Source organism: Massilia timonae (assembly GCF_001866515.1).
Lineage (GTDB): Bacteria > Pseudomonadota > Gammaproteobacteria > Burkholderiales > Burkholderiaceae_D > Telluria > Telluria timonae.
In genome coordinates this window covers 3755348-3777806 of the sequence record NZ_JRYB01000001.1, presented here as the reverse complement: position 1 = coordinate 3777806, position 22459 = coordinate 3755348, and the positions used below count along the sequence as shown (strand labels likewise).

Annotated in this window: 15 protein-coding genes; 4 read left to right on the top strand and 11 right to left on the bottom strand. The window is 64.9% G+C overall.

Translation table 11 applies throughout. The features are described 5' to 3' along the window. Window positions 1–40: 40 nt before the first annotated feature. The 3 genes from LO55_RS16285 to LO55_RS16275 all read right to left on the bottom strand — a co-directional run bounded on the left by LO55_RS16285 (window position 41) and on the right by LO55_RS16275 (window position 3330). The gene (locus LO55_RS16285) at window positions 41–1339 is read right to left on the bottom strand and encodes an MFS transporter (protein ID WP_071362260.1); all 1299 of its coding nucleotides are present in this window, start codon (window positions 1337–1339) and stop codon (window positions 41–43) included. A 105-nt stretch (window positions 1340–1444) separates the two neighbouring features. Next, window positions 1445–2464 (bottom strand): transketolase family protein, encoded by a 1020-nt coding sequence (locus tag LO55_RS16280; RefSeq protein WP_071362259.1) that lies wholly within the window; start codon window positions 2462–2464, stop codon window positions 1445–1447. Beyond that, window positions 2461–3330 carry a transketolase gene (locus tag LO55_RS16275; protein WP_071362258.1) on the bottom strand — a complete coding sequence of 290 codons (870 nt, stop codon included), beginning with the start codon at window positions 3328–3330 and terminating at the stop codon, window positions 2461–2463. Before LO55_RS16275 ends, LO55_RS16280 begins: the two co-directional genes overlap by 4 nt. 117 nt (window positions 3331–3447) lie before the next feature. Here LO55_RS16275 and LO55_RS16270 point away from each other — a divergent pair, with 117 nt between their 5' ends. After that, on the top strand, window positions 3448–4425 hold the full coding sequence (locus LO55_RS16270) for a LysR substrate-binding domain-containing protein (RefSeq protein ID WP_083415367.1): 978 nt from the start codon (window positions 3448–3450) through the stop codon (window positions 4423–4425). Here LO55_RS16270 and LO55_RS16265 read toward each other — a convergent pair. Both LO55_RS16265 and LO55_RS16260 read right to left on the bottom strand, forming a co-directional pair. Next, the gene (locus tag LO55_RS16265) at window positions 4417–5451 is read right to left on the bottom strand and encodes a porin (RefSeq protein ID WP_267873257.1); all 1035 of its coding nucleotides are present in this window, start codon (window positions 5449–5451) and stop codon (window positions 4417–4419) included. The two genes, LO55_RS16270 and LO55_RS16265, sit on opposite strands and share 9 nt — an antisense overlap. A 183-nt stretch (window positions 5452–5634) precedes the next feature. Next, complete coding sequence (locus LO55_RS16260) at window positions 5635–7797, bottom strand: ATP-binding protein (RefSeq protein ID WP_229410156.1); 2163 nt, start codon at window positions 7795–7797, stop codon at window positions 5635–5637. A 390-nt stretch (window positions 7798–8187) separates the two neighbouring features. On the opposite strand from LO55_RS16260, the gene LO55_RS16255 reads away from it, so the two are divergent. Beyond that, window positions 8188–8469: a hypothetical protein gene (locus tag LO55_RS16255; RefSeq protein WP_071362255.1), complete on the top strand. Its 282-nt coding sequence runs from the start codon at window positions 8188–8190 to the stop codon at window positions 8467–8469. Window positions 8470–8605: 136 nt separating this feature from the next. Here LO55_RS16255 and LO55_RS16250 read toward each other — a convergent pair whose 3' ends face one another. Both LO55_RS16250 and LO55_RS16245 read right to left on the bottom strand, forming a co-directional pair. Further along, on the bottom strand, window positions 8606–15280 hold the full coding sequence (locus LO55_RS16250; RefSeq protein ID WP_083415365.1) for a PAS domain-containing protein: 6675 nt from the start codon (window positions 15278–15280) through the stop codon (window positions 8606–8608). A 428-nt stretch (window positions 15281–15708) separates the two neighbouring features. Further along, window positions 15709–16620: an STAS domain-containing protein gene (locus LO55_RS16245; protein ID WP_083415364.1), complete on the bottom strand. Its 912-nt coding sequence runs from the start codon at window positions 16618–16620 to the stop codon at window positions 15709–15711. Window positions 16621–16885: 265 nt separating this feature from the next. Between LO55_RS16245 and LO55_RS16240 the strand changes: the two genes are divergently transcribed. After that, window positions 16886–18298 (top strand): sensor histidine kinase, encoded by a 1413-nt coding sequence (locus LO55_RS16240; protein WP_071362252.1) that lies wholly within the window; start codon window positions 16886–16888, stop codon window positions 18296–18298. On the opposite strand, the gene LO55_RS16235 is transcribed toward LO55_RS16240, so the two are convergent. Continuing rightward, window positions 18281–19423, bottom strand: a complete 1143-nt coding sequence (locus LO55_RS16235; RefSeq protein ID WP_071362251.1) for a PAS domain-containing sensor histidine kinase — start codon at window positions 19421–19423, stop codon at window positions 18281–18283. The genes LO55_RS16240 and LO55_RS16235 overlap by 18 nt on opposite strands. 427 nt (window positions 19424–19850) lie before the next feature. On the opposite strand from LO55_RS16235, the gene LO55_RS16230 reads away from it, so the two are divergent. Further along, on the top strand, window positions 19851–20234 hold the full coding sequence (locus LO55_RS16230) for a response regulator (protein ID WP_083415362.1): 384 nt from the start codon (window positions 19851–19853) through the stop codon (window positions 20232–20234). 51 nt (window positions 20235–20285) lie between these two features. Here the strand turns inward: LO55_RS16230 and LO55_RS16225 are convergent, their stop codons facing one another. From LO55_RS16225 to trhA, 3 genes are all read right to left on the bottom strand, one after another. Continuing rightward, window positions 20286–21329 (bottom strand): GGDEF domain-containing protein, encoded by a 1044-nt coding sequence (locus tag LO55_RS16225; protein WP_071362249.1) that lies wholly within the window; start codon window positions 21327–21329, stop codon window positions 20286–20288. Between the two features lie 47 nt (window positions 21330–21376). Continuing rightward, window positions 21377–21610 (bottom strand): hypothetical protein, encoded by a 234-nt coding sequence (locus tag LO55_RS25935; protein WP_083415361.1) that lies wholly within the window; start codon window positions 21608–21610, stop codon window positions 21377–21379. Window positions 21611–21826: 216 nt separating this feature from the next. Then, on the bottom strand, window positions 21827–22444 hold the full coding sequence (gene trhA / locus LO55_RS16220) for a PAQR family membrane homeostasis protein TrhA (RefSeq protein WP_071362248.1): 618 nt from the start codon (window positions 22442–22444) through the stop codon (window positions 21827–21829). Window positions 22445–22459 lie beyond the last annotated feature (15 nt).

Here is a 22459-nt window from a genome sequence, read left to right as displayed (position 1 = left end):
TTCACGACGATAAAGATGAACAGGTCTTGCGACAGCGCTTTCAGCCCACCGGGCGGCGCGCTCCGAAGACCGAGAGGGCCGCGCCGACGATCAGCAGGATGCCGACCACGGCGAAGGCGGCGGCAAACCCGCCGGTGCCCGCCACCACGTAGCCGGTGACGATCGGCGCCAGCAGGCCGAACAGGTTGCCGACGGCGGTGACGAAGCCGGCGGCGGTGCCCACGTCCTGGTTCGAGCGCAGCAGGTCGTTGACCAGGGACAGGTTGAGCGAGATGGCCGAGGCGCAGGTGGCCAGCGACAGCGTGATGACCAAGAGGATGGCCCAGGTCTCGGCCAGCATCGGCACCAGCAGGATCACGGACGATCCGAGCAGCACGGCGCCGACCACCAGCCGGCGGCCGCCACGTTGCGCCGCGGCCGGGCTCACCACCAGGTCGCTGACGCGGCCGACCACGATCGCCAGCACCGCGGCGCCGAGGTAGGGAATCGCCGTGTACATCGAACTCGTCATCACCGACAGGCCCTTTTCTGCCTGCAGGTAAGAAGGCAGCCAGGTCAGGAAGAAATAGGTCGCATACACGGCGCAGCCGTGCGACAGGCCGATGGCCCACATGGTGCGCGAGCGGGCCAGGCCACGGATGCCGAACGGCGCGACCGCGGTGGCGCCAACGGTGGCGTTTGCGGCGTCGCCATCGGTGATCTCGCGCAGCTCTGCCGCGCTCAGCCACGGCGCCTTGCTCGGGTGGCGGTACCATTTGAGCCAGGCCGCCAGCCAGATGAAGCCGGTCGCACCGGCTACCACGAAGGCGATGCGCCAGCCGACCGTGGTGATCAGCCAGCCGAAGCCGATCGCGCCGACCGCAGGCCCGACCAGGCTGCCGCTGTGGAATACCGCCGTGGCCATGCCGCGCTCCTTGAGCGGCATCCAGTCGCGCACCACGCGCGCCCCGGCCGGGTAGGTGGTCGCTTCGCCGGCGCCCATCACCAGGCGCGCCGCCAGCAGCGAATAGAAGCCGGTGGCGAAGGCGGTGCACACGGTGGCGACCGACCACACGCCGATGCCATAGGTGTTGACCTGCTTGGGTCCGTAGCGCCCGACCAGGTAGCCCATCGGGATCAGGGCGATGAAGTACAGCCACACGAAGGACGACAGCAGGTAGCCCATGGCCACCGGCGAGATGCCGAATTCTTCCTTGAGGGCGGTGGAGGCGACCGACAGCGAGATCCGGTCGATGTAGTTGATCAGTGTTAGCGTGAAGAGGAAAACGTAAATCCAGATACGTTTCCGGGGTCCTGCCGCGGGCGTGGATGGCGTGGCCACCGCTTGGTCGATGTGCATCTCCGAATTCCTTGTCGTTTTTATCGTGGGGCGCCCGGCAAGAAAGGCGCCGCGTCTCGACGGCGCCTGCCTGCCTGCCAGCCGGGCCTGGCATTCGCGCTGGCGTCAGCCCAGCCAGGCGCGGACGTCGGCCGCCATCGCCTCGAGCGAGATGCGGTAGCGGTCGTGCAGCGTCGGCAGCGCGCCGGCGTCGAGAAACGCGTCCGGCAGCGCCACGTGGCGCAACTCGGGCTGGACCCGCGCGTGCAGCAGGGCCAGCGCGATCGCTTCGCCCAGGCCGCCGACCACGCTGTGGTTCTCGGCCACCACGACCAGCCGCCCTGCGCGCCGGCATTGCGCCACGATGGTGTCGACGTCGAGCGGCTTGATGGTGGCCACATGCAGCACCGCCACCTCGATGCGATCCTGCGCCAGCTTGTCCGCCACTTCGAGCGCGCGCATCGTCATCAGGCCGCTGGAGATCACCAGCACGTCCTTGCCATCGCGCAGCAGCCTGGCCTTGCCGATCTCGAACTGGCCATCGTAGTCGTCCAGGACCAGCGGCACCCGGCCGCGCGACAGGCGCATGTAGACCGGGCCTTCATGGCGCGCGATCGCGGCCACGCACTGGCTGGTCTCGAGCGCGTCGCAGGGGTCGATCACCGTCATGTTCGGGATCGCGCGCATCAGGGCCAGGTCTTCGGTGGCCTGGTGGCTGGGACCGTAGCCGGTGGTCAGGCCCGGCAGCGCGGCGCAGATCTTGACGTTCAGGTTTTCTTCCGCGATCACCTGGTGGATGAAGTCATAGGCGCGGCGGGTGGCGAACACGGCGTAGGTGGTGGCGAACGGGATGAACCCCTCCTTCGCCATGCCGCCGGCGGCCGCCATCAGCAACTGCTCGGCCATGCCCATCTGCACGAAGCGCTCCGGATATTCACGGGCGAAGATGTGCAGGTCGGTGTACTTGGCCAGGTCGGCGGTCAGTCCGACGATGCGCGGATCGCGCTTGCCCGCCTCGATCAGCGCATGGCCGAACGGGGCCGGTTGGGTGCGCTGTCCTTCGGAGGCGATCGAGGCGATCATCGCCGAGGTGGTCAGGCGCGGCTTGGCCGGCTTGCCGTGTTCTGCGGTCGGGACGGGATTCATGCGCGGCTCCATTCGGCGTAGGTGGCATCGAGGTCGGCCAGGGCCCGCTGCCACTCGTCGGCCTCGACCCGGATGAAATGGTTCTTTTCGCGCTGCTCCAGGAACGGCACGCCCTTGCCCATCAGCGTGTCGCACAGGATCACGCGCGGCTGCTCGCCCTCGAAGGCGAGCGCGGTGTCGAAGGCGGCGATCACCGCCGCCAGGTCGTTGCCGTCGACCCGCTGCACGTGCCAGCCGAAGGCTTGCCACTTGTCCACCAGCGGCTCGAACTGCAGGATGTCGTGCGACGGACCGTCGGCCTGCTGGCGGTTGATGTCGACCAGGTTGATCAGGTTGGACAGCTTGTGGTGCGCGGCCGACATGGCCGCTTCCCACACGGCGCCCTCGTCCAGTTCGCCATCGGACATCGAATTGAACACGCGCGCGCTGCTGCCCTTCATGCGCAGCGCCAGCGCCTGGCCGACGCCGATCGCCAGGCCCTGGCCGAGCGAACCACCCGAGATTTCCATCCCCGGCGTATAGGTGGCCATGCCCGACATCGGCAGGCGGCTATCGTCCGAGCCATAGGTTTCGAGTTCGTCCTCGTGCAGCACTCCCGCCTCGAACAATGCGGCGTACAGGGCGATGGCGTAGTGGCCGTGCGACAGCAGGAAGCGGTCGCGCCCTTCCCACTCTGGTTCGGCCGGGCGAAGGTTCATGGCGTGGCAATATGCCACGGCCAGCACGTCGGCCCAGCCGAGGGCTTGGCCGACGTAGCCCTGGCCCTGCACTTCGCCCATGCGCAGGGCGAAGCGACGCATGCGCCAGGCATGGGCGCGGATTGTCTGGAATGCGGTAGATGCGACCTGGTCGCCGGAATCGGGCATGGTCTCCCCTGATCGAAAAGTGGATAAGAAGGCGCTGGACTCGGCGATTTCATGCAAAATGTTCACCGATGCGCGCCTTTCTTGTTGAAGGCTGATCTTTATTTTCACGCAAAACAGATGACTGCCACAAAGGAAATATTTACGCCGGATGGTGAATCTAATTCACTAATCAAGCAGTTTCGCCGGGTGCCGTTGACGGCCTTGCGGGTGTTCGAGTCGGCTGGCCGCACGGGCTCGTTCGCCGCCGCCGCACGCGAAGTCGACCTGTCGCCGAGCGCCGTCAGCCACGCGATCCGCAAGCTCGAGGACAGCGCGGGCATGACGCTGTTCGTGCGCACCACGCGCTCCCTGGAACTGACGCGCGAAGGCCGGCTGCTGCTCGAGCACGTGCAGCGCGGATTCGAGGAAATGCGGCGCGGCTTCCAGCGCGCCCAGCCCGAGCAGCGGGTGGCGCCGCTGCGCCTGCACACCGCGCCGACCTTCGCGGTGCAGTGGCTGATGCCGCGCCTGACCGGTTTCATGGCTGCCCATCCCGGCATCGCCCTGCAGGTGTCGGCCGACACCGACTACGCGACCTTCGAGGACGACCGCCACGACATCGACATCGTGTACGGCGTCCCGCAGCCGTCACGTCACGCGCAGATTCCGCTGGTGGTCGAAGAACTCACGCCGTTGTGCAGCCCGGCGCTGGCGGCGACGATCGGGTCGGTGCGCGACCTGTACCAGGCGCCGCTGATCCAGAGCGACGGCCAGTCGGTGCAATGGGGCGGCTGGTTCAGCGCCAACGGGCTGGCCACGCCGGGCGACTTCGCGCTGGCGTTCGACCGCAGCTCAATGTCGATCGCGGCGGCGGTCGACGGCCTCGGGGTGGCGCTGGAATCGACCCTGCTGGCCGAGCGCGAACTGGCCACCGGCCGGCTGGTGGCGCCGCTGATCGGGCGCAGCACCACGGTACGCTACGTGGCGCACTACCTGGTGCATCCGCACAGCCTCGAACAGGATACCGCCACCGCCCTGTTCAAGCGCTGGCTGCTCGGCGAGCTGGCGCGCGGCGCGCCACATATGGCCGCGGCGGGCGCCGGCGCCTCAGAATGAATGGCGCACGCCAAGCGAGCTGGCGCGGTCGCCGCTGCCCGACTCGCTGGCGTTGCCGACGGTGTAGCCGGCGCCGTTGCGGTTGACGATGCGCGAGTGCACCGCGTACAGCTCGGTGCGCCTGGACAGCGCGTAACGCAGGCCGAGTGCGTACTGGCGCGCATCCTGGTCGGCCTCGCCGCGGTCGTCCTTGTCGATCAGCGACGCCATCAGCGCGTATGGGCCGAACGGCAGCAGCAGGCCGATCAGCCGGTCGATGCTGTCCCGGGAGGCCGCGGGCGCCCGCGCGCGCCCGAACGGGTTGGACGTGTTGCGCAGCACGGCGCTGTTCAGGCCGCGATTGCGCCCGTAGGCGGCGTACAGTGTCACGATCCCGGCGTCGTAGTTCGCGCCCAGCAGCGTGTTGCGCCCGTTGGCGCCGGCGCTGCCGTTGTCGCGGTCGTGGTGGCCGAGGCGCAGGCGCAGCGCGCCGGCGCGCCAATCGAGCGCCGCACCCAGCTGGCGCCCGCCAGCGGCGCCGGCTTCACCCGGCGCCGCCGCCAGTTCGACCGTGACGCCCTGGGCCTTGAACGGCGACAGGTACTTGACGGTATTGTCCATGCGGCTGAAGGCATTCCCGCTCGTGGCCACCAGGTTCTTGCTGTCGGCAACATAGCCGGAACCGAAAGGATCGGCCATCACCGCGGTCGCGTATTGCGGCGTGTACTGGCGCCCAACCAGCACGCTGCCGAACGGCCCCTGTAGTCCGGCCCAGGCCTGGCGGCCGAACAATGTGCCTCCCTGCCCGACTTCTCCGGTGTCGGCCTGGAAGCCGTTCTCGAGCAGGAACAAGGCCCTGACGCCGCGGCCCAGCTCCTCGCTGCCACCGAAGCCGAGGCGCGAGCCCATGGGCACGCCGCTGGTGAGCCTGGTCAGGGCGCCGTCCTTGCCGCCCGCCTCGCGCACCAGCGCCATGTCGATCACGCCATAAATAGACATTGCCTCATCGGCGAATGCCGGAAATGCCAGTGCACAAAGAAGCGGCACTGCGATCGTTGTTTTTTTCACGAACAGCCTGTTGTTGTCGATGCCAGGCGTTCCCCCGCGCGCGTCTCCACCTGCGCAGGAATTTCATCGATGGCGCGCCGGCGGGTGATGAAGAATACGGCATTCTCCATATCGCGCTCACCGGTGACAAACGATATGTTTACATGAGCTGGTGAATCCAGGTCATGAATGACGACGCCGATCCCGGCTTCGCTCAATGGCCGAGGCCAGAACAGCATCCAGCGCCTCCGGCATGGCCGGCTTGAGCAGATGGGCGTCGAAGCCGGCGGCGCGTGTCCGCGCCCGATCCTCTTGCGCACCCCAGCCGGTCAAGGCCACCAGCCTGGCTTCAGCAAGCGCGGGCAGCGCGCGCAGGGCGCGCGCCGCTTCGTAGCCGTCGATGTGAGGCATGCCGAGGTCGAGAAAGACAAGGTCCGGCACGATAGAGGTTCCCATTCGCACGGCGTCCTCTCCGCCATACGCCACATGCACCTCATGCCCTTTTTCGCGCAGCACCAATGACAGGGTGTCCGCGGCATCCGCATTGTCGTCGGCCACGAGTATGCGCAGCTGGACGGCATTCGCCGCGACGCCCGGTGGCTCTGCGACTGAAACTGGCGTGCCTGCCGGGGCGGCTGACATGCACGGCAGGCGAATGGTGAACGTGCTGCCATGGCCAGCGCCCGCACTGGATGCGCTGACGCTCCCGCCGTGAAGAGACACCAGGCGGCGCACCAGGGACAGGCCGATGCCGAGCCCACCTTTCGATATCCCGATGCTGTGGGGCGCCTGGGAGAACATGTCGAACACCCGCTCCAGATCATGGGTCGCGATCCCGATGCCGGTATCCGACACGTCGATGACCACGGCGTCGCCACTGATACGCGCCGAAATGCCGATCCGGCCATGCTGGGGCGTGTACTTGCTCGCGTTCGACAAGAGGTTGCTGAGCACCTGGCTCAGGCGCACCGTATCGACATCGACCCAGATCGCAGCATCCGGCAGGTCGAGCGCGAGTTCGTGTCCCCCTGCCTCGATCAGGGGAAGGCTGGTTTCGACTGCGCTCGCGATGACCGACTGCATGTCGACGCGCTCGATCTGCAGGACCATCTTGCCGCTGGAAATGCGTGCGATATCCAGCAAATCATTGATGAGATGGACCATCTGGTCGACCTGGCGCTCCATCGTGCCGCGCACTCTGTCCAGCATCGCCGGCTTGTCCCCGCTCAGGCGCAGCAATTCGAGCGCATTGCGGATCGGGGCGAGCGGATTGCGCAACTCGTGCGCCAGGGTGGCCAGGAATTCGGATTTGCGTCGGTCGGCTTCGCGCAACGCCTCCATCGAGCGCACCCGTTCGATGTGGGCCCAGCAGCGGTCGACCACGGTCTCCACCAGCGCCACATCGTCCGCGCTCCAGGTACGCGGCCGCTCCTGGTGCACCGCCATCATGGCCACGAGCCGGCCCTGCTTGACCAGGGGGCAGCAGATAATCGCCTTGATGCCGATCTGGTTGAACATGTTCGCCCCGTCGTCCGCCGTCAACTCACGATCGACATCATCGATCATGAGCGTGCGGCCGATGCGCAGATTGGACGTGGCGCGCGAACCGAACAGGTCGAGCGAATAAACGCCCACCGTGCTGATCGCTCCTTCGACCCGCCAGTCGTGGCGGATGGTGAAGCGATCGTTGTCCGGCTCCAGGTCGGCATAGGCGACCCGGGTCACCTTCAGGTACTCGCCGAGCAGCCGCGTGCTGTGTTCCATGATGGCCTGCGGCTCGTCGGCAAGGCGGGTCGCTTCACCGATCGCGTCGAGCAATCGCAGGCGGTCCTGCTGAGAACGGATCTTCCGGGTGGTCTCGCTGCAAACACAGAACACCCCAGCGATTTCACCAGCCTCGGCACGTATCGGGCTGGTCGAGAAGCTCGCGAAGACCTGCTCCACGAAGCCATTGCGGGTGAGGGCGAATTCCTGGTCTTCGAACCACAGGGTTTCACCTTCCATCGTTGCCGCCAGGATGGGGCCGATCTGGTCCCATATGTCGGGCCAGACCTGCTCGAACGGCTTGCCAAGGACCTGCGATGGGTCTGACGCCTTCGCGCCAAGAATCTCACGATAGCCATCGTTATAGAGCAGGAGCAGCTCAGCCCCCCAGACGACGCACATGGGATGGTGCGCATTGAGCATGATGCTGACGACGGTTCGAAGCGACTGTGGCCATGTGTCCAGAGCGCCGAGCGGTGTAGACGTCCAGTCGAAGCTTCGGAAAACCGCTCCCATGGCTGCGCCGCCCGCCAGGAAGCCGAGGCTTGCAGCAGGTGGTTGAATTCGGGTGATATCTTGCATTAAAGAAAGGTCGATGACATGGCCGGCCGGTAAAAGCAAGACAATAGCATCTTGTTAGCGCGGTCGGACGGCCAAGCCCGCTCTTTCGGTCGACATGTCGAACCGGCTATTCACGTTCCGGCGCTACGCTGGTTTCAAGGTCTGGTGCACTTGCGCCCGCAGCTCGTGGCCAAGGATTGGTCGTGGAAGTTACTCATCGCCCGCTAATCCGGCAGATTGATGTTTCCATCAGGTACTTATGTCCCTTGTGGATGGCGGTAGACGGAACTAAGCTAGGCTCTGAAATCTCACCAATTATCACAGCCATCTACCATGCAAGCAGCGTCATCCACTCATCTGGCAAGAATGTCATCCAAGTTTCGAAGCATGCGTGGCCGGCGGGTTGCACACATGCTCAATGCCGTCATTGCCGAAGGCATCGGGATAGAGCATTACGATATGACCATGATCAATGCGTATGCAAGAGGCGAGGTAGCTGGACGTGACTTATTGGCCCATGTCTGCCAGTTCACGACCCTGACATCCTATCAAGAATGGTTAACCACAAGCTTCGACAAACAAGGTAGCGGTCTGAACACCACTGTCTCGGTAGAACAAATCGTGGCCGAGGTCGAAGCGTATATCAGGCGCAAACATCTGAAAAATCATCAGATAGCGATGAATAGATCGTAGGTCTTGCGAGGTGCGGACCGGCTATCTGGAGCCGTATCGCGCTCATTGCCCTTTACGAAAACATTATGGACATCAAGCCAATCCATATCTGCACGCAAACCGGGACGATTCAGTTCGCAGCCGGTCACGCAGCTTTTCAAGAAGCAGAGAGGATATTGAGCAAGCTGTCGATTGCCGCCGGTTTGGTTAAATGATGGTCGAACCCGCAGGCCCGCGAACGTTGGCGGTCAGCAGCTTGGCCCCACCCAGTCAACGCGACGAGCCGGACACGCTTTGCGCGCTCGTCCAGACGAATACGGCGCGCCACCTCATAACCGTCCATATCTGGCATTCCGATGTCGAGCACGATGGCATCCGGTATGACGTCGTCGAGAGATTCGATCGCACTGCGGCCGTCGTAGACTGCCCTGACGTCAGCCCCGCGCGCGGCCAGCAGCTGACATAGGGAATCGGCGGCATCGCGGTTGTCGTCCACGATCAGGATACGGCGGCCGCCGAGCATCGCCGCATCTTGCTCGAAGCGTTCCTGGGCATCGCAAAAAGCGGCGTCAGGGCAGTCAGACAGCGGCAGACAGACGACGAATTCGCTGCCATGTCCAGCACCTTCGCTCTGCGCTCCCACCGTGCCGCCGTGTAGCTCGACAAGGCTGCGCACCATCGCAAGGCCGATGCCCGGGCCGCTGTCCGTATGCCCCTTCCTGCCATGTGGCTGAGAGAACATGTCGAATATGAGCGGGAGTTGTTCCTTGTCGATGCCCATTCCCGTATCGCGTACCGTGACCCGGACTTGTTGTCCGTCGCGGCGAACGGTGAGCCAGGCGCTGCCACCCGGTGCGGTGTACTTGGCTGCGTTGTTCAGCAGGTTTGCGAACACCTGGGTCAGGCGCACTTTGCCGGCGTAGAGCGTGAAGATGTCGTCCGTGGCCTCGACCGTCAATTGCTGACGCTTTTGCTCGAATGAGGGCAAACTGGTCTCCACTGCGCTGTTCAGGACGTCGGCGAGTGCGACCGGCGCCCGCTGAAGATCCACCTTGCCGCGGCTGATGCGCGTTATCTCCATCAGGTCGTCGACCAGGCGCACCATGTGCCGCACCTGGCGCTCCACCATTGCGAGCAGGCGGTCGGCACGGCGCTTGCCCTCCGGGTAGCGCAGGAACTGGAGCGCATTGCTGATCGGCGCCAACGGATTGCGCAACTCGTGCGCCAGGGTGGCGAGGAACTCATCCTTGCGGTGGTCGGCTGTCTTCAGCGCCTCCTCGGCCTCGACCGCCTCTTCAACATCGATCGATATGCCAACCAGGCCCTGGAACTGGCCGTCGGCGGCATGCCAGGGCAGCGCGTAGGATGCGAACCAGCGATAGCGGTTGTCTTGTGTACGTACCCGCACGCGCTGCTGGAGGGCGTCCTGCGTGTCCAGCGCGCGCGCCAGCACGCTGAGGTACCCGGCCGCGTCGTCCGGATGCAGTACGCGGTGCCAGCCGGTGCCGCTCAACTGCGCCAGGCTGGCACCGATGACCGTTTGGCAGCGCCCGTTCGAATAGTTCAATTCGCCACTGGCGTCGAGCTGCCAGATCAGCGCCGGCGAGGCTTCTGCCAGCGCGCGGAAGCGCGCTTCGCTCTCCTGCAAATCCTCGGCGGTGACGGCGCGTTCCACTGCCGCCAAGGTACGCTCGCCGACATCGCGAACGAGCGACACCTCCGCCTCGGTCCAGTCGCGCGACGTGGCGCTTTGCACGCCGAACTCGGCCAGCAGTCGGCCACCCCGGGCGAGCGGCACGACGATGGCGGCCTTTACGTTGACCGCCGCCCAGGCCGCCCGCTCGGTTGCCATGAAGTCCGGGCCCGCGTCGATATCGGCGACGACGAGAAGATCTCCGCGATAGCGTATCGCCATCGCGTGCTCCCCGAACGAGCGGTAATCGAAGTGCGCGGGGAAGCGACTGAGCGACGCGCGGCCGGCCTGCGCCTGCCGGACATACTGGGTGCGGATGAACCCGGTCTCAGCGCCAGGTTTGCCTTCGACCTCGGCAAACATCACCCGGTCCACGCCGAGCTGGGTCCCGAGCAACTGGTTCGTGACCGACTGGATTTCCTCCACGCTGGTCAGGGGTCTGACCGCATCGCTCAGCTTCAGCAGGAATGCCTGCCGCTCTTCATTGGCGCGCAAAGCCACCTCTGCGCGGTGCATGTCGGTGATGTCCGTGGCACTGTGAATGATCGCCGTCACCTGGCCGTCGTCGTCCAGCACGGGCGATTGCAGCGGGATCCACCACCGTTCCTCGGAGGCGCCATCCAGCCGCACCATGTCGTATTTCATGACAGGCATCACCTCTCGTTCCCGGGTGATGACCACCCGTTCAAATGACGCGCGCAGGACGCTCGGGATGCCTCGGGCTGGATTGTCGGGGAATGCTTCAAAGAAGCCGTGCCCGACCAACGATTCGCGCGTCCGGATGGTCGCCGCGAGATAGGCGTCGTTGACGCCGAGGACGGTAAAGTCCGGCGCGTCGGGCTTGGTGACGATGAACGGCAACGGCGAGGCTTCGAACAGCATGCGATAGCGTTCTTCGCTGCGGCGCAGCGCCTGCTGGATGCGCCGCTCCTCGGTGACATCGCGGAATATCACCGCGACCCGTCGACTGCCTTCTCCGCCCATGCGGAAGATGTTCAGATCGAACACGCGTCCGAGCGTCAGCTCACTCTCTTCCAGGCGGATCGACACGCCCGTTTCCACGGCACGCCCGTAGAGCCTGGCCCATCGCGGATTCGGGGCGCCGAGAAGTTGGGTCGCGGTGCGGCCCACGGGATAGGGCATGCCCGTGTGCCGCATGAAGGCAGGATTCGCATCGAGGAACAGGAAGTCGTGCCAGTTGCCTTCTGCGTCAGCCAACACCTCGACCACGGCATAGGCCTCGTCCATTTCATTGAACAGCGTGCGGTACTTTTCTTCGCTCGCCTGCAGTGCCTGCGACGCACGCAGCTTTTCGGTGACGTCGCGCCAGAACAGTGCCACGCCGCCCTCGTCGGTCGGGTAGGCGTCGATCTCGAGGCGGACATCGTACCCGCCGCCCGTCCAGTGGCAGCTGAAATGCTGTTCGACGCCGTCTTCGACGACACGCCTGCAGGCGGATTCGACCGGGCCGTCGACCGTCCACGGAAAGGCCTCCCGGTACGACAGCCCGAGCAGCGTCGCGCGTTCCCTGCCGAGCTGGCGCTCGGCAGCGGCGTTCAGGGCCAGGATATGGTAGTCGGGGCCGAGCACGCAGTGCGCCTCGCTCATGCGTTCAAGAATACTTTCCGCACGCCGTTCCGCGCGCATGCGGTCGATGGCGGACCAGGTCCGCTCGGCAACTTCTTCCAGAAGTATCCGCTCGCCGTCGCTCCACCGCCGCGGCGTCGCCATGGCGGTCGCGAGGGCCCAGATGACCCGTCCGCGCCCCCTGCGCAATGGCGCTACCAGCAACGCCCGCAGCTGTAATTTGTCCAACAACTGCCTTTCGGATGCGGAGAAACGCGCATCATCGGTCACGTCCGGGATCACCATGGGCTGCGTTGCGAGCTGCAGCATCGTTTCGGGATAGTCTGCCAGTTGGAAGATGCCTGACATCGGCGGCAGGCCGGGCCGGATACGCTCAGGGCCGACCGTCGATATTCCTTGTTCCTCGAACACCTCGCTGATGTAGCACCGGTCGAGACGCAGGTGTTCGGCCAACATGTCGACGGCCTGTTCCCTGATCGACTGTTCATCTGGCTGAGCGCGCAGGGCATCGCCAAACTTGAGCAGGAATGCATGGCGCTCCTCGCCTTGCCGCGCCGCTTCCTCGCTGCGTTTCAGGCGGTCGACGTCGATCACCACGGTCAGTGCCCCAGTGATCTTGCCATCACTGTCGCGCAGCGGCTGCGCACGCACTTCGGTCCAGGTCTCCTTGCCGCCGTGGTCCAGGTACAGCATCTGCATGCCCGGCACGACGTCCTCGCCCCGTAGCGCGCGTGCGCCCGGAAAGTCATGGGACTGGACGGGCGCCCCAAACGCGTCCCAGCCGCGCCAGCGCGGCGCTTCTGCGGGATCGCGCGATGGTATCCTGCGGGTCGGCAGGAAGCGCCGCATGACGTCGTTGAGGATGACGGTATTCCCGGCGGTGTCGACGGTGCAGATCCCGACCGGGACCGCGGCGAAGGCAAGCGCCAGGCGCTGTTCGCTCTCGAGCAGGGCTTTTTCGGCGACACGGCGGCTGGTGATGTCGAAGAAGCTCATGACCGCGCCATCGATGCGGTGCGAGCCGGTGCGGTACGGGTGCACGCGTACGATGTAGTCGCGGCCGTCCTTGCCGCGCACTTCCTGCTCCAGCGGCTGCAGCGTCTCGAACACGTGTGCCGCTTCCTCGGCCAGGTGGGCATTCTCGAGCCGGTTGGTGATGTGCGGCAGCGGGCGGCCGACGTCGGCCGGGATGACGTTGAACAGGTCGGCGATGCGCGGCGTGTAGCGCTGGATGCGCATCTTGCGATCGAGGAAAAGGGTGGCCACGTCGGACGATGCGATCAGGTTGTTCAGATCGTCATGGGATCTGGCCACGTCTTCCAGGCGCTGCGTGAGGTCGTTGTTGGCGATCTCGAACTTCTCGCTGGCCGCTTGCTTCTTTTCCAGTGCGCATTCGAGTTGCCCGTTCGTCGAGCGCAGCTGTTCGATGGTGGTCTTCAGCTCTTCCACGGTAGTGCGCAGTGCGGCATTCGATTGCTCCGCCTGGTCCATGGTTTCCAACAATTGGTTGCGGGTGTGGCGAAGTTCCGCGTCGAGCCGCTCCAGCAGCGACTGGTCGCGCACGTCGGCGGGCGCGACGCTTACGGGCATGCCAGGCGTTTCCCGGAAGCTCACCAGCATCAGCAGGCCTTCGGCATGCTCATCGTGAAATGGCAGCACCGTCATGTCGACGGCACGCTGTCCGCCATCCTGCTCGTAGCGGACCGGGCCGGTGCTGACCTCGCCGCCGCTTTTCTGCGCCTGGAACAGCGCGGTGCGCAACGCCAGCCGCCAGGCCGGAGTGACCAGCAACACGAGGTCGCGCGTGGGCTCGCCGCCAGCGTGGCGTAGAAACCGGCTGGCCTGCGCCGCGATATGCACGACTTCCCCGTTGCCGTTGACCAGGATGCTGGGCGGCGCCTGTTCCGCCGCCTTGTGCAGGTGGATCTCGGCGAAGGAAAAGAGGCGCCCACGACCAAGGCGCCCGGCGGGCGGCGCCGGGTCGCGCTCGACCGGCAGTGCGCGGGGATGCGGCGCTTCGCGAGGCGGCACCGCGGCCGGCGGATGCGCCGGATGCGGCCTCGACCCAGGCTTGGCCCGATATAGCTTCATGCCGCCATCGACCGTGGCGAACTTGTCGGACGCATCGTCCACGGTTTCCGCGCTGCCAAGCATGAGGTAGCCTTCAGGACGCAGCGCGAAATGGAAGGTGCCCAGCACCTGCCGGTGCATCTCCGTATTCAGGTAGATCAGGAAGTTGCGGCAGCTGACCAGGTCCAATGAGGAAAAAGCCGGATCGTGCAGCAGGTTGTGTTCGGCAAACAGCACCTGCCGGCGCAAGGCCTTGCGCACCTTGTAAGCCCCGTTCTCGATCGTGAAATAGCGCTGCAAGCGTTCGAGCGGGACGTCCTGCGCGATCGCCGCGGGATACAGGCCCGCCCGTGCCGTGCGGATCGCCTGCGCATCGATGTCGGAAGCGAATACCTGGATCGCGGGCGGGTCGGCCAACGTGGCCGCATGGTCGGCCAGCAACATGGCCAGCGAGTAGGCTTCCTCCCCGGTCGAGCAGGCCGCCACCCAGACGCGTACCGTATCAGCAGGTCCCTTGCCCAGGAAGATTTGCGGCACCACCGTGTGCTCGAGTACCAGGAAGGCCTCGCGGTCGCGGAAGAACTGGGTCACGCCGATCAGCAGGTCCTTGAAGAGGGCATGCGATTCGCTGGCGTCGCGCCTCTGCAAATCGCGATAGCTGGGCAGATCCGGTTGACCCCGTACCTGCAGGCGCCGCTCCAGCCGGCGCAGCAGGGTAGCGTGCTTGTACTGCTGGAAGTCGTGGCCCGTATGTTCTTGCAGCAGCGACAGCACGTCCTGCAGCGTCTGTTCCGGATCGGCACCCATGTCGAAGCTGACCTCGGCCGGCGGATGGCCATGCCGAGCATGTTCCCGGATCGCTTGCGTGATGCCGCGCAATTCGATCAGCTTGGCCGGAATCTGGGCGGCCCCGAGCACGAAGTCCGCCATGCCGGCATCGATTGCCGACTGCGGCATGCTGGGTTGCTCGGCATCGGCGGGCGACTGGACGAGGGTGACGCCGCCCTGCTCCTTGATGCACGCCAGGCCGGCGGTGCCGTCCGAACCCATGCCCGACAGGATCACACCGACGGCTTTCTCCTGATGCGCCATGGCCAGCGTGCGGAAGAAGATGTCGATCGTCTTCGGATCGCCCGGTGTGCTGTTCAGTTCGTGCAGGACCAAGTGGCCGTCTTCCATTTTCAGGCTGCGCGCTGGCGGAACGACGTAGACCTGGTCGGGCAGGATCGGCATCGAATGATGCACCTGCACGACCGGCAGGCGGGTGGAGCGCTGCAGGACGCGGTCTGCGTTGCTTTGCTGATCGACCGGCAGGTGGAGGACGATGACCAGCGCGATGCCCGGGGACGTGGGCAGCTTCTTGAGCAACGTGGCGAGTGCCGGAAAGCCGCCGGCAGACGCCCCGATACCGACGATCGGAAAAGGAAGCCGGGCTTGTGCGTAAGTGTCGGAAGTTGGCTGGTCAGGTTCCTGCGAGTCCATGATAGGGATAAGCTAAGCCAATCCCGACAGGATCGCATAATGTAGTTGGGTCAGTGTGCACGGCAGAACATCGTCCGGGCAAGCTGGTTCCAACGGGCCCATCCAATGGCGGGCTCCGGTGTGCAACACTGCGACTTTTTTGACTGCGGTCGTCTCTTGATCAATCTGTACCAAAAATGAACAGGACGCGTTGCAAGAAACGAACGGTGTTGAACCCAATGCAAACGGGCCCCAACGGGGCCCGTACTATGAGGATCTGGAGGCGAGGACGGGAGTCGAACCCGTCTACACGGCTTTGCAGGGCGTATTCGCACCTATAAAATCAATGACTTAGCTGAGAGCCACACTTTTTACCACATGAGCTTGCGTTTTGGCGATAAGTCCACGTCTCGTATCATACAAACCTGCCTCCGCAAAAGCCGGGCGATTCATTGCATGTCGATGCAGTGGGTCATCGCTGTAGCATCGACAGGTAGTCCTGTTCGCAGGAACGCACCGCGCATTGCACGTCGCTGGAGCGACACCGCAAACGCTTCGGCCAGCGTTGCCCTGGTCGTCACCCCGGAGAACTCCACACCCAAGTGCACCATGGTTTGCGCAATCTGCGGACTAATGCCGCAAATCATGCATTCGGCGCCCATCAGGCGCGCCGCCGCGATCGTGCGCATCAGATGCTGCGCGACCAACGTATCGACTGCCGGCACGCCGGTAATGTCGATGATTGCGACCGTCGCTCCGCTGTCGGCGATCTTCTGCAATACGCTTTCCATGACCACCTGGGCGCGTACGCTGTCCAACGTACCGACCAGCGGCAGTGCCAGCACGCCTTCCCATAAGTCGATCACCGGGGTCGACAGTTCCAGGAGTTCATGCGACTGGCGCGCGATGACCTGGTCTCGGCCGCGCTGAAAAGCGTCCAGCGAATACAAGCCCAACTGGTCCAACAGACTGCACGCTTGCCACACCAGATCGGCAAGGACGACGGGCTCGTCCCCGAACGCGTCGTTCAGCAAGTTGAACAGCGACTGTTTGAGCGAAAAAATGAAGGTGGCCGTCTCGACAGGGGTCGAGCCGGAACGTGCCCGCTCGGCAGCAATCTCGTCGAGCAAAGTACGCACTTCCTGCCACGCGCTGTGCGCGATATCTGCAGCGATCCCGGGGCGCAGGGCATCAGCCAGCGCTGCCAGCAGGGTCTCGCACTGGCCAGGCAGCCGCGCCATGCCGGCACGGGTACTTCCTGGCGCCTGCTGTTTCACATACGCTTGCCAGCTCGCCAGTACGGCAGGGCCATGTTCGCGCAAAAGTATACCAAGAGATTCCAGCGGATTCGCTGTCGTCATCGGGAGCTCCTTGTCGGGTTGGTCGTCTACATCGTTCGCCGACCGTCAAGGCATCGGATCCTGCTTGTTCCAGCAGCGGACTATAGCAGTAATTGGAAGCCGTCGGCAATTTGCCACGCCGACAGATGCGGCCCACACGAAACTGACGGGCTTGTAGGATAATGCTGACATCAAATACGCGAAGCGACGGCTGTGCAGTTGCGCTCCGTATCCGCTATCCCACATGCGCTGCCAGCGGCAGTTACCACGAATCCAAGGATCATTTATGCGACACGCTCCCATGCCGGGACCGGTCGATGCACTGCTGGCCGGCTTCGGCAGCCTGCGACCACTGCTCGAGGTCGTCATTCATAACGAACTCGACGTCATTGCATCGCGCCTGCGAGCACGCCACGTCGCCGCCTTGTGCGGCTTCGGCGCGCATGACCAGGCGCGCATCGCGGCCGCGGTGTCGGAACTGGCACGCAACGCCGTCGCGCATGCGGGTGGCGGAAGGGTCCGCTTCCTTACTGCCACGACAGCAGTATCACGGCAGCTCATCGTCGCCATCGAGGACGCAGGTCGGGGCATTCCCGGACTTGCCGGCCTGCTGGCCCGTGGCAGTGGCGGCCTCGCGGCGGCTCGCCGCTTCGTCGACGCCTGGGCAATCGACTCGGATTCCCGCGGCACCCGCATCGCGCTGGTCCGTGCGTTCCCTGAGTCCGCAAAAGCCATGGACGACGACGCCATCGCTAGCGCCGTTGCCCATATGGATGCGCTACCAGGCAATGTTGCGCTTTCAGAGGCGCACCAGCAGAACCGCGAATTGACGGACGCCCTCGCCACACTGCAGGCCAAGCAGGATGAGCTGATTGGCGTGTCGGCAAGGCTCGAACGCACCAACCAGGAAGTCGTCGCACTCAATGCCAGGCTGCACGACAAGGCCGAAGCGCTGATGTCGGCGGACCGGCGCAAGGACGAGTTTCTCTCCGTGCTAAGCCACGAGCTGCGCGGTCCATTGTCAGCGACGGCCATGGCCGCGCAACTGCTCGAGGGCGATGCCGATTCCCAGCACCGCAGCGTAAAACTCGGCCAGCTGGTCGGCAGGCAGGTGCGCCACATGAGTCGCCTCGTGGAGGATTTGCTCGATATCTCCCGCGTCAGTCGCGGCCTCGTGACGCTGGACCGGACGCCGGTGGATGTGCGCCACGTCGTCGAAGCGGCAGTGGAACAGCTTGAGGCGTCTGCCGCCGCGCGGCGCCACGCGATCGTCGTGACGTTGCCAGAGCACCAATGCCTGGTTACAGGTGATCGGACGCGACTGTTGCAGGTGGTCGCCAACCTGCTGGGGAACGCGATCCGCTATACACCCGAACGTGGCCGTATCGAAGTAGCCGTGTCGATGCGCGACGCCGCGGTCGCGGTGCGCGTTGCCGACGATGGCATCGGCATCCCGGCTGCGCTGATGCCGCACCTGTTCGACCTGTACACGCAGGCCGAGCGCCCGGATGGCAGGACTGGGGGGCTCGGCCTCGGGCTCGCCCTGGTCAAGAGCCTCGTGGAAGCCCATGGCGGCTCAGTGACAGCGCACAGTGTCGGCATCGGCGCCGGGAGCGCGTTCGAAGTGCAATTGCCCGCCATGGACATCGTGGCGGCCAAGAGGGACGCAGCCCGCCTTGCTCTAGGCGGTCCCGGCTAGGTTGACGACCGGCAGGACGAATTTCAGCCGCATCCCCTGCCCTGGCCCGGCGCTATGCGCCGACACCATGCCGCCGTGGGCGTCACAGACGCTTTTCGCGATCGCCAGCCCCACTCCGGCGCCGGAAGACACCCGGCGAGGGTGGTGGGCAAACTTGCGAAACGGGACAAACAGGTCGCGCAACTGGTGCCGCTCTGCACCGATCCCTACATCTTCCACCGAAATCTCGAGCAGCGCGCCATCGGTGCGTGCGGACAGTGCAATGGAAGCGCCATCGTCCGAGAAGTCGCTTGCGTTGAGCAGCGCATTTCCAAGCGCCTGCGCGAGCCTTTCAGGATCGCACAGCAGTGCGACGTGTTCGTCGCTGTCACCGACATCGATACGCAGCGTCTGGCGGCGTGTGCCGATCGACGTGGCGGCCACGTCTCGCGCCAGGCCGAGTACCTCTCCCACTGTCGCCGCGCGGATCGCTACCGGAACATCGCAGGCGCGCTCGATGCGCGAGGCGTCGAGCAGGTCGGTGATGAAACGCGCAAGCTGACGCGTCTGCCGCTCGACGATCCCGGCCATGCGCGCGATCTCGGGCTCGGTCGCCATCCTGCCCATGGTCTGGGCCACGCTCATGATCGGCGCGAGCGGATTGCGCAGCTCGTGGGCGAGGATGCGCAGGAACACGTCCCGATTCTGCGCGGCGTGGTCGACTTCGCTTTCGAGACGGCAGCGTTCGCTGATATCGGTCAGCGAACAGACTACGCCAACGACCTCGCCACCATCCGCAACGACCGGACGGGCATGGATCACCAGCCGGCGCCGCTGGCCATCAGCCGATTCGGCGATGCACTCGAATGGCGCCTGGGCATGCCCGGTGGCAACTGCTCGGGCGGCCGGTGAGACCGACCTCTGCAGCGCAGTGCCGCCAGCATCGTATAGCGCGGCAAACCCATCCCACCTGCCGGGCTCGCCCATGTGCACGTGTTCGCCCCACAAGCGTTTCGCCGAACGGTTGCTGTGCACGACCTCTCCATTCCTGGCGCAGCAAAATGCCGGGCATGCGATCTGGTCGATCACCCACATGCAGGAAACCGGCCAACCCGGCTCGCGCAACGCGTTCCGGTCGGTTGTCATCGTCTATCCATTCTTCGTTGGTCTGACAATCATTCTCGCCGCTTTCCCAGTCATGCCGCGTAGGAGCATGGACAGTGTGCGCGTCGTCCCAGACCTGCCGGACCCGTGTAGCAGGACGGTCGTGCGACGTCCGCCCTTATTTTGCCGGCCGTCGGTGCCAGGGATACTGGCATGCCCAGCTTGTCAGGCGACAATGTCGGCCATCGCCCCCGGGTCGATTATCCGCGCCAGCCCATGCTGTGCAGCTGACAGCCGTCCGGCCGGGAGCGCGGCGAGGCTTGGCGCCGGGCTGTGCGCGCGATGCCGTAAGGCTTTGCCTGACAATTGAACGTGAGCGTCTGCCGGGCATGCTATCCTTGTACATCAGGGTGGTTTGCCCTCACCCGCGTCGAACTTTGGTCCGTCGCCTCAACAGGACCATTCCAACATGACGACTTCCTTACCTCGACGGGTGCTGGTCATCGACGACAACATCGACCTGACCAATATGTTCGCGATGCTGCTCGAGGCTAACGGTTACGTGACCAGAACCGCGTATTCCGGCCATGAGGGACTGGAAGCGGTTCGGGACTTCATGCCGGATGTCGTCATCTGCGATATCGGCATGCCCGACATATCCGGCCATGATGTGGCCACGCGCATCCGCGATGGCGGCTATGGCTGCAAGCCCATGCTGATCGCGGTGTCGGGCTGGGGCGATGCGCGCACGCTGGCGGCAAGCAGCGCCGCGGGCTTCGCAGTGCACATGACAAAGCCGGTCGCCATCGATGCCGTTCTGGAGGCGATGCGCGACCAGCGTCCTCCAGCCTAGGCGCACCTGGCACGCCCTCGACATTGCGCACGCGCGGGTAGCGCCTGACATCTAATGCAGGCAGCTGCGCTTGTGAATATACATCTCCCGGTCTGCCAACTGAACATAGTCCAGCAGCGCCGCACCGCTGCCCGGATCACACTGCACGGCCCCGGCGCTGACCGCGAGCAAGTAAGTGCGCTCCTGCATCAGGTTAAATGCGTGCAGGTTGTCCCGAAGCCGCGCCAGTATCGCGCCGGGGTGCGCATCGTCGAGTACGAATGCGACGAACTCGTCGCCCCCGAACCGCGCCAGCACGTCACTGTCGCGCAGCGATTCACGCAGCACGGCCGCAGCGTCCTGGATCAGCCGGTCTCCGGCGGCATGGCCGAGCTGATCGTTCACCAGCTTCAGGCCATCGATGTCGGCATAGATGACGGCGCAGCCGGCATGCTTGCGCCGGGCCAGCCTGAACATGTGCTCGGCCTGGACGAAGAAGCCGCGTCGGTTGTTCAGGCCAGTCAGGACATCGGTCAGGGCGAGGGTGCGCACCGCGCCTTCAGACTCGTCGCGGCGCGCCAGTTCGTCGGCATGCGCCACGGCGCTGCCCTCCATCTGCTGCCGCTGGACGGCGACCTGGGTCTCGAGCGATGTGCGTTCCAGGATTCTGCCGAGCGTCGCAACGGCCAGTTCGAGTATCGTGCCCAGCAGGCGGCGCCGCACGACCCATGTCTTCGGCGCCGCATCGGCGGTCCAGGCGGCGGCCAGCGCCGCCATGGCATGCGGGGAGGGCACGCCCATCAGCATCGTGCGAGGGGCTACCATCACAGCCTTTCCAGGACCACTGTCCAGGCGCTCCAGCGCCATGCTGTACCAGTCGGGATCAGGCGGCCCCTTGCGTGGCTCACCGTTGCAGTCGAACTCGATACATTCGTTGATTTCTCCACGCACGAGCAGCAAGGCGCTGTCGACATCGGCGAGTTCCGTCATCGCCCGCCCAGCCAGCGCCAGCGCGTCAGAGGCCTTATCGGCCTGCATGAGTTCACGCGACATGGTGACCACGGCGCGCAATTGCCTTATTTCTGCCTCCAGACCCTGTTCGGTAGTGCGTGTCATCGCTGCTCCTCCACATGCGTTGGTCCGCGGCCATGGCTGCGGTGTCATTAGCCGCCGGGTGAGGACGGGGTGATCGCTTCCGATATCGACTGTCCTACGCTTTCCCGACGGCGCAGGAGCGGATGGCCGAGAACACGTTCGATCACATGGTCGGGCACATGCTTGTAGCGCATATAGCGACTGGCCAGGTCACCATTACGCGCTGTTAGGATATTCAGTCCGCGGGCAACCGCGTTGGCGGTCGGCTCGTCCGTTCGACGCTGACGTTCATTGCTGCACATGGTTCCTCCATCACCCTCCACCGGAACGAGGGCCGCGTCGGGAGAGGCGCGTTGCCGACGCTTCAAGCCCCGGTGCGATTCATCATACGCGCCGTACCAGCCGGCCGCCAGCGCTTTTCATGGAGGTCCGCCAGACAGGTCGGGCCGCGTTCCCGCCTGCCATTCCACGCATCGTGCAACCCCGGTCGGCACGGCGCATTGAACGTCGCGCCGTTTTCAGGCGACATGCACCAGCACGGCGATATAGTGGCAGATACTACCGGCCAGCACGAACAGATGCCAGATGCCGTGGCCATGGCGCACCCTGTGGTCATTGGCATAGAACACGATGCCGGCTGTGTAGAACACACCGCCGGCCGCCAGCCAGGCAAAACCAGTACCGCCGAGCGCATTCACCAGAGGTCTGGCATACCCGGCGGCGAGCCAGCCCATCAGAAGGTAGATCGCGAGCGACAGGATGCGCCGCTGCCTGGGGTACCAGAGTTCCTGCACGATGCCCAGCAAGGCCAGGCTCCAGACCACGCCGAACATCGTCCAGCCAGCGGCGCCGCGCAGCGTGACCAGCGTGAACGGCGTATAGGTACCAGCGATCATGAGGTAAATCGCGCAATGGTCGAGTTTGCGGAGCACTACCTTGGTAGCGCCACGGGCGCTGTGGTAAAGCGTCGAGGTCAGGTACAGCAACAGCAGCATGAGCGCGTAGACGCTGATGCTGACGATCTTCCACACATCGCCGGTGCGCGCCGCCACGACGACCAGCAGCGCGCCACCGAGGGCCGCCGCCGCCGTGCCCGCGGCATGGGTTACGCTGTTGAAACGTTCGCCGTAATACATATGCCGTCTTTCCGA

Coding starts and splice junctions, on each gene's coding strand:
- LO55_RS16285 (WP_071362260.1), bottom strand. CDS start 1,339: ATGCACATCGACCAAGCGGTGGCCACGCCATCCACGCCCGCGGCAGGA.
- LO55_RS16280 (WP_071362259.1), bottom strand. CDS start 2,464: ATGAATCCCGTCCCGACCGCAGAACACGGCAAGCCGGCCAAGCCGCGC.
- LO55_RS16275 (WP_071362258.1), bottom strand. CDS start 3,330: ATGCCCGATTCCGGCGACCAGGTCGCATCTACCGCATTCCAGACAATC.
- LO55_RS16270 (WP_083415367.1), top strand. CDS start 3,448: ATGACTGCCACAAAGGAAATATTTACGCCGGATGGTGAATCTAATTCA.
- LO55_RS16260 (WP_229410156.1), bottom strand. CDS start 7,797: ATGCAAGATATCACCCGAATTCAACCACCTGCTGCAAGCCTCGGCTTC.
- LO55_RS16255 (WP_071362255.1), top strand. CDS start 8,188: ATGCTCAATGCCGTCATTGCCGAAGGCATCGGGATAGAGCATTACGAT.
- LO55_RS16250 (WP_083415365.1), bottom strand. CDS start 15,280: ATGGACTCGCAGGAACCTGACCAGCCAACTTCCGACACTTACGCACAA.
- LO55_RS16245 (WP_083415364.1), bottom strand. CDS start 16,620: ATGACGACAGCGAATCCGCTGGAATCTCTTGGTATACTTTTGCGCGAA.
- LO55_RS16240 (WP_071362252.1), top strand. CDS start 16,886: ATGCGACACGCTCCCATGCCGGGACCGGTCGATGCACTGCTGGCCGGC.
- LO55_RS16235 (WP_071362251.1), bottom strand. CDS start 19,423: ATGACAACCGACCGGAACGCGTTGCGCGAGCCGGGTTGGCCGGTTTCC.
- LO55_RS16230 (WP_083415362.1), top strand. CDS start 19,851: ATGACGACTTCCTTACCTCGACGGGTGCTGGTCATCGACGACAACATC.
- LO55_RS16225 (WP_071362249.1), bottom strand. CDS start 21,329: ATGACACGCACTACCGAACAGGGTCTGGAGGCAGAAATAAGGCAATTG.
- LO55_RS25935 (WP_083415361.1), bottom strand. CDS start 21,610: ATGTGCAGCAATGAACGTCAGCGTCGAACGGACGAGCCGACCGCCAAC.
- trhA (WP_071362248.1), bottom strand. CDS start 22,444: ATGTATTACGGCGAACGTTTCAACAGCGTAACCCATGCCGCGGGCACG.